At 45.9% G+C, this 16,798-nt stretch carries 17 protein-coding genes; 8 read left to right on the plus strand and 9 right to left on the minus strand.

Features of this window, described 5'->3' with window-relative positions:
• Nucleotides 1-70 precede the first annotated feature (70 nt).
• Nucleotides 71-1,198: an aldo/keto reductase gene (locus NIA71_RS09535; RefSeq protein WP_253020296.1), complete on the plus strand. Its 1,128-nt coding sequence runs from the start codon at nucleotides 71-73 to the stop codon at nucleotides 1,196-1,198.
• Nucleotides 1,199-1,609: 411 nt separating this feature from the next.
• Here NIA71_RS09535 and NIA71_RS09540 read toward each other — a convergent pair whose 3' ends face one another.
• From NIA71_RS09540 to NIA71_RS09565, 6 genes are all read right to left on the minus strand, one after another.
• Nucleotides 1,610-2,146 (minus strand): CHAP domain-containing protein, encoded by a 537-nt coding sequence (locus tag NIA71_RS09540; protein ID WP_148396862.1) that lies wholly within the window; start codon nucleotides 2,144-2,146, stop codon nucleotides 1,610-1,612.
• 241 nt (nucleotides 2,147-2,387) lie between these two features.
• Nucleotides 2,388-3,653, minus strand: a complete 1,266-nt coding sequence (locus NIA71_RS09545) for a 4Fe-4S dicluster domain-containing protein (RefSeq protein ID WP_148396863.1) — start codon at nucleotides 3,651-3,653, stop codon at nucleotides 2,388-2,390.
• A gap of 245 nt (nucleotides 3,654-3,898) precedes the next feature.
• Complete coding sequence (locus NIA71_RS09550) at nucleotides 3,899-5,038, minus strand: saccharopine dehydrogenase family protein (protein ID WP_367177915.1); 1,140 nt, start codon at nucleotides 5,036-5,038, stop codon at nucleotides 3,899-3,901.
• Nucleotides 4,969-5,181, minus strand: coding sequence for a hypothetical protein (locus tag NIA71_RS09555; RefSeq protein ID WP_253020297.1), 213 nt, complete (start codon nucleotides 5,179-5,181; stop codon nucleotides 4,969-4,971). The genes NIA71_RS09550 and NIA71_RS09555 overlap by 70 nt, the downstream gene beginning before the upstream one ends.
• A gap of 123 nt (nucleotides 5,182-5,304) precedes the next feature.
• The gene (locus NIA71_RS09560) at nucleotides 5,305-6,840 is read right to left on the minus strand and encodes a helix-turn-helix domain-containing protein (RefSeq protein WP_148396865.1); all 1,536 of its coding nucleotides are present in this window, start codon (nucleotides 6,838-6,840) and stop codon (nucleotides 5,305-5,307) included.
• A 253-nt stretch (nucleotides 6,841-7,093) separates the two neighbouring features.
• A complete protein-coding gene (locus NIA71_RS09565) occupies nucleotides 7,094-7,888 on the minus strand; it encodes an N-acetylmuramoyl-L-alanine amidase (RefSeq protein ID WP_253020298.1) in 795 nt (264 codons plus the stop codon).
• 199 nt (nucleotides 7,889-8,087) lie between these two features.
• On the opposite strand from NIA71_RS09565, the gene NIA71_RS09570 reads away from it, so the two are divergent.
• A complete protein-coding gene (locus NIA71_RS09570) occupies nucleotides 8,088-9,296 on the plus strand; it encodes an alanyl-tRNA editing protein (protein WP_253020299.1) in 1,209 nt (402 codons plus the stop codon).
• 1,048 nt (nucleotides 9,297-10,344) lie between these two features.
• Here NIA71_RS09570 and NIA71_RS19940 read toward each other — a convergent pair.
• Both NIA71_RS19940 and NIA71_RS19945 read right to left on the minus strand, forming a co-directional pair.
• Nucleotides 10,345-11,424, minus strand: a complete 1,080-nt coding sequence (locus NIA71_RS19940; RefSeq protein WP_269478695.1) for a 3D domain-containing protein — start codon at nucleotides 11,422-11,424, stop codon at nucleotides 10,345-10,347.
• Nucleotides 11,425-11,446: 22 nt separating this feature from the next.
• Nucleotides 11,447-12,409, minus strand: a complete 963-nt coding sequence (locus tag NIA71_RS19945; RefSeq protein WP_148396869.1) for a G5 domain-containing protein — start codon at nucleotides 12,407-12,409, stop codon at nucleotides 11,447-11,449.
• Nucleotides 12,410-12,750: 341 nt separating this feature from the next.
• On the opposite strand from NIA71_RS19945, the gene NIA71_RS20160 reads away from it, so the two are divergent.
• From NIA71_RS20160 to NIA71_RS09605, 5 genes are read left to right on the plus strand one after another with little or no spacing between them, the layout of a single operon-like run.
• The gene (locus NIA71_RS20160; protein WP_417448626.1) at nucleotides 12,751-12,960 is read left to right on the plus strand and encodes a GntR family transcriptional regulator; all 210 of its coding nucleotides are present in this window, start codon (nucleotides 12,751-12,753) and stop codon (nucleotides 12,958-12,960) included.
• Nucleotides 12,961-12,962: 2 nt separating this feature from the next.
• The gene (locus NIA71_RS20165) at nucleotides 12,963-13,118 is read left to right on the plus strand and encodes a hypothetical protein (RefSeq protein ID WP_417448627.1); all 156 of its coding nucleotides are present in this window, start codon (nucleotides 12,963-12,965) and stop codon (nucleotides 13,116-13,118) included.
• The gene (locus NIA71_RS09595; protein ID WP_227755514.1) at nucleotides 13,115-13,966 is read left to right on the plus strand and encodes an ABC transporter ATP-binding protein; all 852 of its coding nucleotides are present in this window, start codon (nucleotides 13,115-13,117) and stop codon (nucleotides 13,964-13,966) included. The genes NIA71_RS20165 and NIA71_RS09595 overlap by 4 nt, the downstream gene beginning before the upstream one ends.
• 14 nt (nucleotides 13,967-13,980) lie before the next feature.
• Nucleotides 13,981-14,556, plus strand: coding sequence for a hypothetical protein (locus tag NIA71_RS09600; protein ID WP_253020300.1), 576 nt, complete (start codon nucleotides 13,981-13,983; stop codon nucleotides 14,554-14,556).
• Nucleotides 14,544-14,735, plus strand: coding sequence for a hypothetical protein (locus NIA71_RS09605; protein WP_253020301.1), 192 nt, complete (start codon nucleotides 14,544-14,546; stop codon nucleotides 14,733-14,735). The genes NIA71_RS09600 and NIA71_RS09605 overlap by 13 nt, the downstream gene beginning before the upstream one ends.
• 401 nt (nucleotides 14,736-15,136) lie before the next feature.
• On the opposite strand, the gene NIA71_RS09610 is transcribed toward NIA71_RS09605, so the two are convergent.
• Complete coding sequence (locus NIA71_RS09610) at nucleotides 15,137-16,255, minus strand: aldo/keto reductase (protein ID WP_253020302.1); 1,119 nt, start codon at nucleotides 16,253-16,255, stop codon at nucleotides 15,137-15,139.
• Nucleotides 16,256-16,368: 113 nt separating this feature from the next.
• On the opposite strand from NIA71_RS09610, the gene NIA71_RS09615 reads away from it, so the two are divergent.
• Entirely contained in the window at nucleotides 16,369-16,779 is a 411-nt protein-coding gene (locus NIA71_RS09615) for a MerR family transcriptional regulator (RefSeq protein ID WP_148396874.1), read from the plus strand.
• Nucleotides 16,780-16,798: the final 19 nt, after the last annotated feature.

Consider the following 16,798-nt stretch of genomic DNA (forward strand, 5'->3'; position numbering starts at 1 on the left):
GTTATAATTTATGGTATTAGTTGTTCCTTAGCTGGAACCATTATAACATAAAAGGTGAGGAGATAAATACATGCAATATCGTACATTTAACAAAACAGGAGAACAGGTTTCCCTCCTCGGCACCGGAACTATGCGGCTGCCGCTTTCCGAGGACGGCAAGGTGGACCGTCTGGAAGCGATTTCGATGATCCGCCGTTCCATCGATATGGGGGTCAACTATGTGGATACCGCCTATATGTACCACGACGGCGAAAGCGAAAAGATCGTCGGTGAGGCGCTGAAAGACGGGTATCGTGAAAAAGTTCTGCTGGCTGATAAAATGCCCGTTTGGCTGGCCAAGGATGAGGATGAGATGAAGGCGCTCTTTGAGGAGCAGTTCAAGCGCCTTCAGGTTGATGTGATCGACATGTATCTGGTCCACAACATCACGGTTCCTGTATGGAAGCGGGCGCAAAAATTCAAGCTGATGGATTTTTTAAAGGAGCAGCAGGAAAAAGGCAGAATCAAGCATATCGGCTTTTCCTTCCATGATGAATTATCTCTCTTTAAAGAAGTAATTGATGCGTATCCGTGGGATTTCTGTCAAATCCAGCTCAATTATATGGACAAGGATTTTCAGGCTGGCGAAGAAGGCTTGCGGTATGCAGCGGAACGAAATATTCCGGTTGTAATCATGGAACCGCTGAAAGGCGGCAAATTGACCGATGCGCTGCCAAGGACCGTCCAGTCGCTGTGGGAGCAGGCAGAAATCAAGAGGACACCGGCGGAATGGGCCTTCCGCTGGGTGGCTGATCATCCGGAAGTCATGGTCATTCTCAGCGGCATGAGTTCAAAGGAGCAGCTGGAAGAAAATCTGCGCATCCTCTCCGATGCCAAGCCTTGCAGCTTAACGGACAAGGAACGCGCCATCATCGATCAGGTTTCCAGTGAATATAATAAGCTGATTCAATATTCCTGCACTGGCTGTAAATACTGCATGCCGTGTCCAAAAAAAATTGACATCCCGACCGCTATCAACTTTTATAACGAATGGTTTCTCTATGAAGGCAATCCTAAGATCAAGGACGACTATCCAACATGGCTCACGGAAGGCAGAAGACCCAGCGATTGCGTTGCCTGCAAAGCTTGCGAAGAACATTGTCCTCAGCACCTCCCCATTAGCGAAATCATGGAGAAAACTGCGGAAATTTTTGAATAGCAGCGAATTGGGGCCGGGCCGCTGCTCTGGTCCTGTAAGGCGAGGCTTCAGGGCGGGGCCGGAATGAATATAAGAAGCCGGGCTGCTGTGGGGCCCAGGCCGGAGGGCTGAGCCCGCCGGATGCTGCGGATTTTATCGCTAGAGTGCCCAAATTTTGCTTCCAGCGATGATTTTGACCATATTTAACGGATAATCCGGGATAATCCGGGACAAAATCATCGTAAATCCACCAGTATCTCAACAGTAGCGATAAAGAATCATCGCTGAGCCGGCAAAACCAGCTCCATAACGATAATTTTCTATTCAAACCTGATTCCGACTGCTGTTTTTTTATGGAAGCACGGCCGATGGACCGGGTGAATGCTTTGCTGGCTTTGATTCCGCCCTTCGGGGCGGGCGCTGTCATTGGCATTAAGGAATCACATAAATGTATCCCAGCGGCCGTTCTTTGCTGCGCCAAGGCTTTCCGCAGTGAAAGACCGGGCCGCTTTTTTTTGGAGAAACGGTCCAGCCCGATTCAGAAACAGTCAGCGGCTCCGCCTGTTCGACCACTGCCACATGGGTCTCATAGCAAGCAATGGCACCCCGCTGCGGGCTGGCGCCGTAATCATACCAGCCTTCATCAATGTTTTTCTGCCACCACGTCCCTGCATCTCCGGTAAAAACATACGGCAGCTTGCCTCCCTTTATTTCACATACCCGCCCCCAGGCATACCAGGTACAGTTACCGGTTACATATCCGCTTTTTGTGCGATAGTAGGGCGCCAGTTTGGGATAAAAGGGATTTGTCTTTTGATTGTAATAGAAGTCCGATCCCTGCCTTCCTTTCACAGGCGCTTGGGTACGCATTTGCACCGCAGCTTGCTCCGGATTCTGGGATGCGATGCGATTGCAGAATATAAAAATTGTCAGGATCAGGAGAACTCCTGCGATCAGCCTTTGCTTCATAACTAACCTCTCTGCTGGTCCAATCTATGAAAATATTGGACTATTTAGAACTGATACCTGACAGAAAGTCTAATCCTGGGGGGGGGAGTCTATTTCCTTGTCGCTGCCATTTCTGTGAAAAAAGGCGGGGGGGGATTGCCGGTCCGATTCCGATCGGGTTCTTTGATTTTCCCCAGCAAAAGAGGGCGCGCCCGGTTACGGCGCTGCCCTCTTTGTCTATATGCTCATGCAGTTTCCTATCTTATTTCTCTGCCAACATTTCTTTGGCAATCTTAACGATGTAATTCAGTGGATTTTTATCCGGGCAGACATATGCGCATCTCCCACACTCGGCACAGGTTTCCACTCCGGTCTTTTTCAATCCCTCCATGTCATTGGCCATAAAGGTCTTGTATATTTGTCCCGGGTCTAAATCAGCAGAGCAGTTATCCCGGCACACCCCGCAATCGCTGCATTCCAGTCTGACGTCCGCATCGCCATTCTGCGGAGATTTGTCAAAGACAAAGACAGCCATATTGTCCCTGCCCAGCGGAAGCTGATAGTTCTTTAAGAGGTGTGCTACATTATACCCACCTAAAAGAATTTCCTTAGGAAACTCGTTGTCTTCGCTGCAGTAAGCAACAATATCCTCGATCGTTGCTCCCAGCGGAGTAAGGAGATCCCTAGAAGCTGTCCGATCCTGATCGGTAACAGTAATCAGTTTGTGCGTAACCGGAATGCCCTCTTTGATATAGCGGCCCAAGGCTGAGAAGGAAACAACATTGGCGATCAAAATGCCCATATCCGTAGAAAGCATCCGGGCGTCCAGCAGCTCGCCCACGGTCTCGAATACCAAAAGCCGGTCTGAACCCGGCGGATAACTGTGCTGCAGTGGAACCACTTCGATATTGTCCAGTTCCTTTTCTTTCAGATACCACTTGAGGCAAGCCATGGAGTCTTTTCGGTTTTCAATTACCCCAATATAGCATTTTTGCAGCTGCAAGCACTTCATAGTCAAACAAATCATATCAATGATCGTCTCTGCGTCCTTTTTAATAATCGTTTGTTCTAAATTACCATATTCAATCCACTCGGCTGCATTTACCACCAAGGTGTCCAAATTGTCCAGTTCATCATTCTCAATCAACAGACAAGTTGCCAAGGTAATACCTTCGATACCTCGAATTCCGCAGCTGGCGATCGCCCGTAAAAAATCACTGCGATCTTTAATTTCTGGAGGTTGGAGTTGTTCCCATCTGGCCTGCTTACCGTCGGTTTTAATTTTCACGTATTCGCTTTCCATGGTGCCGTAATCATTATACATAATATAATCTTCGATATAACCGGAGACACTGGAGCGCAGCTCAGAGTGGTATCTGCCGCTGTAAGATACGATCGGCTGTCCAACCTTTACATATTCACCCTTTTCAGCCCGTACCGCTTCTCCGCTTCGAAAATCATGATCTACCTTAATATAAACATATTCAGGAGTCGGCATTACTTTAAAATCATTCTTTAAGCCTAACATAATATTCACCTTTCCCTTTCTCGATCTCTGTTATCCTCTCCCTCACCGAAAATTGTACAAAATCCTGTACAATTTTATTATAAATGATAGCAAAAGAAAATGTAATAGATTAATTCAGAATTTTCAAAAATTATAAATTTAACATTCTCAAATCCGGGAATTTTGCAGCACAAAAAGACGGCCAACGATCGGCCGTCTTTTATTGCATTGAATATGTAGCGCTTATACTACCTGCCTTGCAGCTCTTATTTTAAAGCGTCCAGAAGTTTCTGTTCGTCCAGCATATCCGCATATTCGGAATCCATTTCTCTGATTCCAGCCGGGAATTCATACTTAGCCAGTCTTTCTACGAATGGATCTGGATCAAAGTGTTCTGGTCCCCATGCACCAGCATCGCTCCAGATGCCTTTGGCGATCAGTTCCATCATGATAACTGGGCCTACTGCGGTCTGTGCTACTACAGAGTTGGTTGTATACTTCTTGATGCAATCCTGATTGTCTGCGATCTGATACAGGTAAATGGATCTGTATTTTCCGTCTTTCCAGCCTGTTACCCATGTTCCTGCGCAGCCTTTTCCAGTCATGGTCATAGTAGCGTCTACCGGGCTCGGGATTACTTTACAGATGAAATCTCTCGGTGTGATTTCGCTGTCGCCGACCTTGATCTTGGTCTTCTTGTCGGAGAGACCATATTCGAACAGAACCATCAGCTTCTTTCTGAAGTCAGCAGGTACGCCGTATTTGAACGTACATCTGTTACAATCGATTTCTCTCGGTACCAGCAGAACTTCTTCGTGCTCTACGTTGATTACTTCCACATCGCCGATTCCACCAGGGAAGTTAAAGATTTCAGGCTCGGAGAACTGCTCGGTACAGAACCAGTGGCCTTCCGGATGCTCTTCGTTCTTTTCCCAGATTACTGGCGGCTGCAGACATTCTTCGATGGTCGTCCATACGGAGAAACCGAAGTCGGAATCAGTATTTCCATAGTTGTCGCCGTCTCTTACATTTACTTCATCGATCTTATCAAACAGATGCTTTTCCGCATATTTAGCGAATACGTCCGCCATACCAGGTTCAACACCGGATCCGCATACCGCGATTTTACCGGAAGCTTCCCATTCCTTCTGCTTCGCGAACTGGTAATCGCCCAGCTTGATGTTCGCCAGCTCGTATGGCTTTTCCGGATGCTCAGTTCCCAGAGTCATCGCACAGTCCAGATATCCGATTCCTGCTTCCAGGCAAGTGTCGAAGATCGTTTCGTTCATTCTAGGATCGCAAGCGTTCATTGCGAAGTCGATATCGTGTTCTTTTACTACCGATTTAATGCTTTCTGCATCCATAGCATTGATCTGAGCCGGAACGAATTTTCCGCCGCCGCAAATCTCATTGGCAACTTTCTTCGCTCTTCGAAATCGTAGTCAGCTACTACAACTTTTTCTGCCCAGTCGCCTTCTGCACCTCTGCGTTCAATGATCTTTGCCGCTGATGTTCCTACGCCGCCTGCTCCGATAATAAGTAATTTCATCTTCCTACCTCCAAACATATTCTTAAAACATAAAACCATGTCTTAAATTTGATAGGTCAATCTTACCAGAGATATCTGAAAATTTCAACAATGCATTTGCTATAAAAAAATACTTATTTGCTGTTATTTTTTGTCCACCAATAACAATTCTGCACTGAATCCTTTGAGCGTTGTTCTCAGGCTTAATGTGTCAGAACTGGTGAATTCTCCGAACTCAATGACCGGCATGGATGTCCACTGGCTGATAATTTCCTCCCTTCGGCTAAAAGTTCCATGGGGCCTTATAACGTCCTCAAGGTCTGAAATCACTTTATCGCGGAAGGTTTTATACCTGGAAATTTTAAATTCACCGGAAAGGCCCGAGCAGCGTACCAGAAATTCGATTTCTTCATCGTATTTTTTTATAATATCCAAAGTCGTCTCTTTGCTGGTCGTATTTTTTAAGTCCGCTTCCACGGCTTCACTGAAATTATATACTAATATGCTTAAATTGCTCAGCGGTCCCGGGTATTTGGAGGCTGTGGTAATGATGTAGTTCTTCCCGGATGCGACCACCGTCTCTCCTAGACTTTTCAGCAGTTCGTAAGGTCCTGCCGCCGGTTTCATATTATCCCGTTCCATTAATTCTTTCAGCTCAAGGGATTTTGACCGATATCCCATGTAGTCGTCGTGGATGTTCACATCAACGATAATCGGTTTTGCTTTCTGCTTATTAATATAGTCGGTGTAAACGCCCTTTACCTGCTGGCGGATCGCCTCTTCAATCTCTGCCGGCGTACTTCTGGTATATTGGGCGTGGGTCTCCCGGCTGATGACCTTGCCGGTAAACAACTTTCTATATTCCAGCGGATGCATTCCGTACCAAGTTTCAAAATGCTTGATATAATAGCGGACCGCCGAGAATCCGGTTTCTTCGGCAATAGCTCCAATTTTCTTGTTGGTACCCAGGAGCAGTTTTTCTGATTCCTCCACGCGGATAAAGCTGAGTAAATCTTGAAAACTGAGGCCGGTGGCCTCTTTGATTACATGGGACAAATAATAAATGCTCAAATGCTCCCGATTGGCGATTTCGTTCAGAGTCAGCTTGCGTGAATAGTTGTCGTACATGTAATCGGTGATCCTGGCAAGACGCCCGGCCAGAATTTTATTTCCTTTGTTCTTGGCTTCGTTGACAAATTTGCCGTCCTCCATAACAAAATATTGAAAATCGGACATGAGGCAGGCGATAAGGTTGTGGGTGCTTTCAATTACCTTGTGTTCATAACCGTATCCTTTCTGCAGAATCTCCATCATGATTCTGGCAAGAATGTTTCGCAGAATTTCAAGGCTTTCGTCGCTGTCATCCTCCATATCGGTAACAAAGAAATTATTCCGCAGGTTATCATAGTATTTGGAGAAGTATGCCAGATCCAGCTGGAGCATCATCACCATATTTTTTTCGCCGGTATTGGCAAAGCTGTGCATCTCTCTGTCATTAAGGATAAAAATGTCACCCTGTTTAAGGGTATACGTGTAGTAGCCGTTACGGAGCACCACGCTGCCCTCCAGGACGTATACCACTTCCATATCATCGTGAAAGTGGATCGGATATTCTTCAATATTGGCGACCACCACGCTAACGGGTAATTCATCCTTGTAAATGTTTTTTTCTTTTAACAACCCTTTATCCTCCTTGTTCTTCAAAAAATTTTTCTTTTGCTTTTCATCCGCATTATGTAAACCTACGTCCTCCCTATGGGGAAACGGTTTTCAACAACTTCAAATGTGGTTAATTTTAAGCTTTTCGACGTTTATCCACACTTTTTTCAAAATCGTATACAATTTTATCCCAACCCTCCTGTGGAAAATCCAATCAAAAAAAGTCCATCAATTTCAACGTTTTTCTTGTCAACCCCCTTTTTTTCATACTGTGTTATCCACAGCCTGTTCTGTTATATCCCACTCCCCTTGTTTTTTTCGGAATTATCAACAATTTCAATCTGTTTTCTAGGCTTTTTACCGGTAAAATCCGTAATGCCCTCAAAAATCCCCTGCGCCAATTTTTTCTGATACTGACTGCTTTCCAAAAGCTTTGCTTCCTCGGGTTGGACAAGAATCCGCATTCAATAATAGCGATGGGACAGGTCACTTCCTTGAATAAAAATACATCTGTTTTTGGAAGAGCCACCCTCTTTTTATTATTTTCTAAAACTGCTCCTACTTTTTCTTGAAGTGTTTCGGCTAATTTTTTGCTGTTCTTAAGGATTTTTTCTTCCCCGCCCGAACCTGGATAGAAAACCTGCATACCTCTCACCGACGGGTCTTCTTTAAAGCTGTTCAGATGTATGCTTACTGCCAGCACCGGATCCGTCTTGTCAATCAAATCTCGTCTCGCTTTTAAATCCTGGGTTTTCAGGCTGCGTATGGTACCGCTGCCCTCTTCATATAGTCCTGTATCCGTATCTCGTGTCATGACCACCTGCCATCCCGCAGCCTCTGCCAGGGCTTTTACTTCTTGAGAAATTGCCAGGTTGATCGCTTTCTCAGAAACGCCCTGCCCGCTTTCAGCTCCGCCATCTATTCCGCCGTGGCCAGGGTCAATCAGCAGTACATCCGTTTCCATCACACTTGCCACTTTTTCAACGATCTGGCTGTAACCCGGAACAAATGCAACTGCCAGGAGCAGCAAACCTATACAAATACCTGCTTGTATCAGTCTTTTTTTCATTAACTCCACCTCATTTCATTGGAAAGACTCCTTTGAAATTGTATGAAGCAGAGTGCTCACTTATTCTACAGCAAATTAGTACATGTTTGTTTTATTATATAACAAACTGATTTGTTTGGACAGCCTAACATTTGACTTTTTTATAGAATTTATATTACAATCTTTTCATTGGACTATGCTTTGTAATAAGGAGATGCTTATGAACACGATAAAGCTATACCAGCAAGACGTATATCAACAACAATGCCAGGCAGTCGTAAAGGCCGTGGATCAGGACACCGTCCTTCTGGATCAGACGATTTTCTTTCCAACCGGCGGCGGACAGAGCTGCGACCTGGGAACCATAGACGGGTTGGAGGTAACGGAAGTTTATGAAAAGGACGACCTGGTCTATCACCGCCTTTCCGTTCCGCCTGCCTTTCAGGAAGGTATGCAGGTACATTGCCGGATCGACTGGGATAGGCGCTTTGATAACATGCAGCGCCATTGCGGCGAACATATTCTGTCGGGCATCTGTTACCAATTGTTCGGAGGAATCAACCGCGGGTTTCATATGGGGCAGGATTATATGACCGTCGATATTGCTTTGGAAGAGAATCCCGAAATAAAAGAAATCACCTGGGAAATGGCAAAGGAAGCCGAATTGGCGGCCAATCAAGTTATCTGGTCGAACGCCCCTGTAACAGTAAGACACTTTGAAACCAGGGAGGAAGCTGAAAAAATGCCTCTGCGCAAGGCTCTGGCCATTGATGAAGAAATCTCCATCGTCTGTGTAGGGGATGTAAAAAATGCCTCCGACTGTGTTGCCTGCTGCGGAACCCACCCCTCATCGGCTGGTCAGGTGGGGCTGATCAAGCTCTATAAGGTTGAACATTATAAGGGGATGTTCCGTATCTATTTTGAAGCCGGCCAGCGCGCGCTTATGGATTACGATGGCAAGCACGACTTGGTCACCGCTCTGGGCAATCGCTATTCTGCAGGAGCAGAAGATTTATTGGATAAAATAAAGGCCAGAGAAGAAAAGAATAAGATCATAAAAAACGAACTTCATGTGCTCCGACAATCTATAATTCAGGAAAGGGTCGATCGCATCCGTCAGCAGATCCAGAGTTCAGAGCCATCGGAAATTGTGATATATGAATTTGCCGACATGAAGACCGATGATCTGCTCAATATTGGCCGCCCCTTAATTCAGGATATCAAAAAGCTGCTATTGATTATCTCGCCGCAGGATTGCACATTGCTGCTCTTTTCAAACGGTAATCTCGACTGCGGAAAGCTGGTAAAGGAGAATGCTTCGATCTATAACGGAAAGGGCGGCGGCAGCGCCACCTCCGCCAGAGCCATTTTTCCCAAGCGGGAAGGGCTTGATACCTTTGTCGACCTTTTGGAGAAACATCTTCGCTAGAGGTTTGGTGAATTTTTCAGGCGGTTAATATCATAATTGCGGCGAAAATGCCTTGATTCCAATACCTTATGGCGTCTGGCGGCTTCCACGTAACTGGGCATCTGGGGAACTATCAGAACGCCCTTTAAAGTGTTCTGATACTTTCGTGGCTCTTCTTCAAGCAAGTGGAAGGAAAAGTATCAGTATCGAAGAAATTTTCGTTAAATCGTGATAGTTTCTTATCATGCCGCTTTGTATACCTAGACTATTTCACTTCCTGACTGTCTTGATCACTTAGTTGCCGTTTGTTTTTTGATATTGCTCTCTGGGTGCGCCGGTTCAATCGATTGGCAGTTGGCCGGAAAAAGTGGCTGCTAATATGGGGTGCGAGTACGGCAAAGAGATCACATTTCAACAATACCCGGTGAGGTCCCGCGACTACGGCAAAGCCGCAAGGTCACATTAGTGTGCTATCGTTGTACTCAACCCACAAAAATTTGTGATATTTCCGCAAAGTTGTGAGGCTGTGGGACTTATATTAAAGAAAGGATCATCTGGCGCGGTTTCAGCCCTCCGGCAGGCACTAAAATATAAATAAATTCCAATTCTATTCGAAATACTGCATTTTAGAGACATTGTCCATATCAATTCAGCCTTTTTCGTAAAATCCAGGAAATATTAGGAATCGGAAACCAAGTTAGCGCAAACTTTTTATTTCTAAGTTTGTATTGACAGCAAATTAATGCTTATCAAGGTGTCTAATATGAAAAATAGCCTATTTTTTCTATGGACATTGCTTTGATTTTAGCCCATATCGAATAGAAATCGGGAAAAAAACTTTAAATCGGACTATCAGGGAGCAATACCATCTGGGCAAAACGGCATCGTTCCCCTGCGGCTCTCTCCTCCGCTCCCTTCGTTCGCTTCGCTGTCCCTTTTGCCTTCATCGCTAAAGCGCTGGGCAAAACGGCATCGTTCCCCTGCGGCTCTCTCCTCCGCGAACAACAAAACGGGCCGCTGCGCGTTGTGAATAACGACAGTGGCCCGTTTTTAGAACCGGTACGATATTTTATTTTCTAACATCTACATAAACAGTCTTGAATTGTACACCCCATTTATAGCACTTGCTGCTGGAGTTCATATACAAATCTACGGTTCTGCCTTTGATGTTGCCGCCGGTATCCTCAGCCCTGGCGTGCCCGTATCCATCGATGTACACCTTGGTGCCAAGGGGAATCACCTTTGGATCGACCGCAATGGCACCGACCCTGGCCTTAGTTCCCATAGCCGTCCGTCCGCCTCCGCTGTAAGCATATGCTTTCACGGTAAACTTCTTCTTATAAGAAAAACCCTTTTTATGAGTCTTCATCTTCACCTTGCCTGCTTTCGCCATTGCTGGAGCAGAATAAACGGAAAAGACTTTCTTGCCTTTCATTTTTTTAAAGGCTCGCACTTTATAATAATAAGTTTTTCCGCCCTTAAGCTTTGAATTGGTAAACTTGGTTGTCTTCCCCTTGTTTATGATCTTAATCCGTTTATACTTCCCGTTTTTTGATCCGGCCCGGTATATGTGGTAGCCTTCAGCGCCGCTGATCTTTTTCCAGGTTATAGTTACTTTTTCCTCCCCGGCCCTTGCTTTCACTGTTGTTTTAACAGGTCTGGCTTTGCCCGACGCAATCTTGGAATAGCTGCTCTGAACGCTGCCATTATAGGCTCTTACCTTATAATAGTAGACCTTTCCCGTAATACGTTTTTTATTCTTATAGCTGGTCTTGCCGCCTCTCACAGTGGCAATCTTCTTGTATTTTCCGTTTTTCTTTGTTGCACGATAGACCCTGTAGCCGTCGGCTCCCGCCACCTGCTTCCACTGAATCTGAATGGTTTTGACACCCAGGCTCTTGGTTTTAATTCCTGACGGAGCCGCCAAAGTTTTCGGCGCCTGTACGGCAGAAGTTTCATCAGCTGATCCCTGCTCCTGCGTAGATACAGTCTCCGATGCTGCCATCGCCGCCGCTTCGCTGGAAGTCTCCATCTGTGTATCTGTCTGCGCAAAAGCAGTCGGCATCGGAGAAAACACAGCCACCAGCATAATCGCCGCCACGGTGAGTGCTCCCCATCGTCGTATTTTACTTACTTCTTCTTTTTTCATACTCCCTCCTTTGCTGCCCCAGTTAATCACTGAGGATATAAATTGTAACATTTCGAACGCCCCAACTGAGGCAGGCACTTTCTGAGTTCTTATAAACATCTATGGTGTTTCCCTTGATATTGCCTCCGGTATCTTCTGCCCTGGCAAAGCCATAGCCTTCTACATACACATTTGTCCCCAAGGGGATTACACTTGGATCAACCGCAATCTCGCCGGTTCTGGCAGCAGTACCCATGGCTGTCCGGCCGCCGCCAGTATAGGCATATGCTTTGACCGTAAATTTTTTCGTATATTCCTTGCCTTGAATCGTGCCGCGGGTGCTCTTAGCAACCACCTTATTCACTGGTTTGCTGACTGTTTCACGTTCCAGCTCCTTGCGCGCAATCTCCTTACCATCGGAATAAGTGATTTGGTAGACAACCCGATCCTGTCCCTTCTCACCCTTTTTTTCAACCTTCGTCGTTCCTGCAGGCAAGTCATCGTCGTCCTTTGTCTTAGTTTTAAAATCGATCTCTTCCATAACCTCCTGGGTAGCAGTCGTGATGCGATTAATCACAATCTCCGTTCCCGCCGCCAGGGGTTCGCTGAGCGCAGGGCTGACCTTGTCGGCTTCTCCCACTTTAACCTTATGATACTTCAGGGCCTCACCGACAGTTTTTGGAAGGGCTTTCAGCTCCTTAGTCCGGCCGTCGGCCTGCAGGGTAAAGTCCACTGCTTTCTCAACCGTAACTTCCTGTCCATCCGTCAGCGGCTTGTCAATATCCGGTGTAACGGAATCTTCCTTGACCAGCTCAATCTTTTCTTCTTCCAGCAGCTCACCAACGTCATAGCTGCTCGTTTCAACGGATTGAGCCTGTCCATCCACCACCAGCCGGATCTCCTTTGAAGCCAGCTGGGTCACAAGCAGGAAAGCCAGTCCAATAATTAGGAGCAACATTCCCAGGCATATGATTAATAGTTTATGATCTGCAAGTTTTTTAATCATGGCTTTGTCTTTACTCCTTCATAAAATGAAAAACAGTGTATTCTTTATAAATACACTGTGCAAAAATTATTATAGCAAATTGATACGACATGTCAAGTTTTTGCCCCCTCGTCCGCCCTTTCTACAACGTCAAGATTCTTGAAATTTCAACATTTCTGCTCATTTCAAAAAGTTCTCGCAAAATCCTTGTTTTTCCGTAAAACAACCAGCAAATTTCTTTTTTTGCACTTTTTCTTGACACCGATCCTTTGTCGTGGCATAATACCGATATGGTTAGTTACTCAAGTAATTAACCATCTAACAAATGAAGCATTCTTATAATTCTAGTAAGGAGGGATTTTATGAAACTTGACTTTGAATCAAGTAAGCCCATATTTCTCCAAATCGCAGAAGGTATCGAAGATGCCATTCTTTCCGGAGCATTTCCTGAAGGGCAGCAGATCCCCTCAATTACAGAGCTTTCAGCCAGTTATAAAATCAATCCGGCCACGGCTTTGAAGGGGATCAACTTGCTGGTTGATGAAGATATCGTGTATAAAAAAAGGGGGTAGGCATGTTTGTCAATAACGGAGCAACGGAAAAGTTACAGCAGATTAGGAGAGACCAGTTCTATGACAGTTACATTGCCAGTTTGGTGGAAGAAGCTAAACGGCTGGGACTGACTGCAGAAGATATCAAAAATATGATTGAAAGGGGTTTTAACAAATGAACAGTATTGCATTAAAAGGCATATCGAAACAGTTTGGAGATACCATAGCCCTAAAGGACATTTCTCTCTATTTTGAAGAAAATAAAATCTACGGACTCCTGGGCAGAAACGGGGCCGGGAAGTCGACCATGCTCAACATCATTGCCAACCGGCTGTTCGCGGATTCCGGAGAAGTTACAGTCAACGGACTGGCGGCAGCGGAAAACGACCAGGCCCAGCAGTTGATCTATCTCATGAGCGAACAGACTTTGTATCCGGAAAGTATGAAGATACAGGAAGTATTCAAGTGGACAAAGAATTTTTATCCTAATTTTGATCTGGCCTATGCCCAGAATCTGGCGGCCAAGTTCGGCTTGGACACTAAGAAAAAGGTCCGCTCCCTTTCAACCGGCTACGGATCGATCTTTAAGATCATTGTCGCCCTTTCCGTCAATACGCCTTATGTGCTGCTGGACGAACCGGTTCTGGGGCTGGACGCCAACCATCGGGATATGTTCTACAAGCTTCTCATTGAGAAATACAGCAAAAGTCCCAGCACTTTTATCATCTCGACCCACTTGATCGAGGAAGTATCCAGTGTTATCGAAGATATTATAATCATTAAAAATGGAACCATCATCAAAAATGAATCCTGTGAATCGCTTTTATCCAAAGGCTATACGGTTTCGGGAAAAGCCAGCCAGGTCGATGCTTTCATCGAGGGGAAGGAAGTCATCGGCATAGATCGGCTGGGAGGATTGAAAACCGCCCATATTATCGGCGACCTCGATCGGTGCCAAGTGCCCGATTCCCTGGAAGTCACCAAACTGGATCTGCAAAAGCTGTTCATTCAGCTTACCAATTCTTAAGGAGTGTGATTGTCATGAATATATTACCAAGTTACCGCTATCAGATGGCGGATCATAAAAAGAGTATCCTCATTTTCTATGTAGTGATTGTTGGGCTATCTCTCATCTTCGGTTTTAGTACCACCTTGATCATCAACGGCAATGACGCAGCTGTTCATGGTTCCACGAGCGGCAATGAAATGGCCACTGTCATTTTCCTCTTTGTCGTTGGCCTGTGTACCTTTAAAGAAACGTTTCTGATCTCCCTTCAAAACGGGGTTTCCAGAAAAACACTTTTTACGGCAAAACTGCTCACCATGCTGTCAGTTGCCGTAATTATGGCGATGATTGATAAGATTTTCTTTCTGCTCTACGCGGCAGCCTTATCCATCACCAATAGTCAAGTCACCGCCTCCACTTTTTATGAAGCGCTGTATCCATCCAGCACCGCTGGTGCAGGCCCGCTGATGCTTCATGCAGAAAGCTTTTTCTTCGAAGTTCTGCTAGCCCTGGCAGCTATGGCCGCAGGCTATTTTATCACCATTATGTTTTATCGTCTGAGCAAAACTGGGAAAGTGATTGTAGGCGCCGGGTTCCCGTGCTTTTCCTGATGGCCATTCCCTGGGCGGATCAATATTTTTTAAATGGAAAGATTACGATCGCTCTGGTAAAGCTGATTCTAACTGCTGTGAATACGCCTTCTCATATGGCTGTTACTTGCCTGCTGGCCATCGTCGTCTTCAACGCATTGGCTTTTACCCTAATGCGAAAAGCTGTCGTCAAACAATAGGTATTTACAGCGAATAACATGAGGCTGCCTGCAAGGAGAGCGGCCTCTGGGCCTCCCAGGTTGATAGCCGGGAAATTATCGCGGCCTGGGAGTTTCCCTCCGGATTGCGGTAATTTTTTATCGCGGCCAGATTGATATGGGATTGCCCCACGAAACGTAGTTAAAATTCTATACTAAATTTTTAAGAATCAAGAAATTAGTGTAATCCCAGACATCGGGCCGCTGTATGCACCAAACTAGCTTTCATGCGACAACGCATCCTGTTTTCGCATTCCATTTTACATTGAGCTGCTTCTCAAACTGTCAAGAGGCTTCACATCTCCCCCAGCCAGCAAAAATCCTGGCGGCTGGGTAATTCTCTTCCCATCGTGACTGAAACGGTCATAGTGGTCGTCCAGCAATCAGGAAAACGTTTGGCTGACCTTTTCCAATTCACGAATAATGGAAATATGCTGGGGGCAGACTTCTTCGCATTTTCCGCATTTGATACATTCCGAAGCCCGTTTTTTTCCATGTCCGTTCACCAGCCATTCTTCTTGTGATGCCGCTGCTTCTTTCTGGTTGAATAAGGTCAACTGGTTCATTGCAGTGAAGGACCCAGAAATGCCAATGTTCATGGGGCATACCTTTGCGCAGTAATCGCAGGTGGTACAGGAAATAAGCGGGATTCGGCGCAAAGCGTCACGCGCTCTTTCGATCACGCCTTTCTCCTCAGCCGACAGCCCTTTAAAAGTTTTCATAAAAGAAAGGTTGTCTTCCATTTGCTCCAAACTGCTCATGCCGGACAAGACCGTAATCACACCTTCCAAATCCGCAGCATAACGAATTGCCCAGGACGCGTTTGATGCGCCGGGGTCGGCCTCCTGCAGAACTTTTTGCACAGGCGCAGGCGGAGTCGCCAGCATGCCGCCTTTGACCGGTTCCATAATAATCACGGGTGTTTTGTGTTTTCTGGCAACCTCGTAGCAGGATCGGGATTGTATGGATGGATTATCCCAGTCCGCATAATTGATCTGCAGCTGGACGAATTCCATTTCCGGGTGAGCCGTTAGGATAGCTTCCAGTTCATCTGCCGTTGAATGAAAGGAAAATCCTGCATGCTTAATTAGACCTTCCTCTTTTTTTTCCTGTACCCAACTCCACATATCATAGTCATCGAAAACTTTTGTACGGTTTTCACCCAAATTGTGCAGCAAATAAAAATCAAAGTAACCGGCGCCAGTTTGCTTGAGCGACGTATCGAATTGCTTAATCGCTTCCTCCCTGGTCTTGCAGTCAATCCATGCTGCGTTCTTCGTTGCCAGCTGAAAACGCTCCCTCGGGTACCGCTCCACGAGAGCCGTCCGAATCGCATCTTCACTGCCTGCATAGGCCCATGCCGTATCAAAATAGGTAAAACCGGCATCCAAAAACCGATCCACCATTATTTTTACCTGTTCGACATCGACTTTGCCCTCTTTCTGCGGCAGCCGCATCAGTCCAAACCCCAGTTTTTTTATGTCTTTTCCTAAAGTCTCCATTTAGGTCCCTCCTCGTTTTCTATCTTCAAAGCTTGACAGGGATGTACACCTGCATTATCATTACTTTAACACCTTCGAGCAGCTCGAAGTCAAGCTTTTTAAGGAGGTTTTTTATGTTTACGGTAAAAGATGTATCCAAGATGCTGGATCTTACGGAACATACGGTCCGCTTTTATACGGATAAGGGACTGGTGCCCTCTGTAAAACGAGATAAGAATAATATTCGTCTGTTTGATGAGGAATCCATCAACTGGCTGACCGGAGTCAAATATCTTCGCGATTGCGGAATGCCTCTCGATGCGGTTAAACAGTATGTGGATTTATGCCTGGAGGGTGATTCCACCATCCGCCAGCGCTGGCAGATCATTCAGGATCAAATCATCAAAGCCAAGGCGCAAAAAGCGGAAGCAGAACGGCGTCTGGAATATCTGGAAAAGAAAGCGGCGCTGTATCAGGAAACGATGAATCATCAGCTTCCCGATCAGCTCAATCCTGCCAAATGGTCCAAGCAGTCCGCAGGTTGAGCGGCTCTTTCGCCAATGC

Origin of the sequence: Ihubacter massiliensis, assembly GCF_024125305.1 — a bacterium.
GTDB lineage: Bacteria > Bacillota > Clostridia > Peptostreptococcales > Anaerovoracaceae > Hominibacterium > Hominibacterium faecale.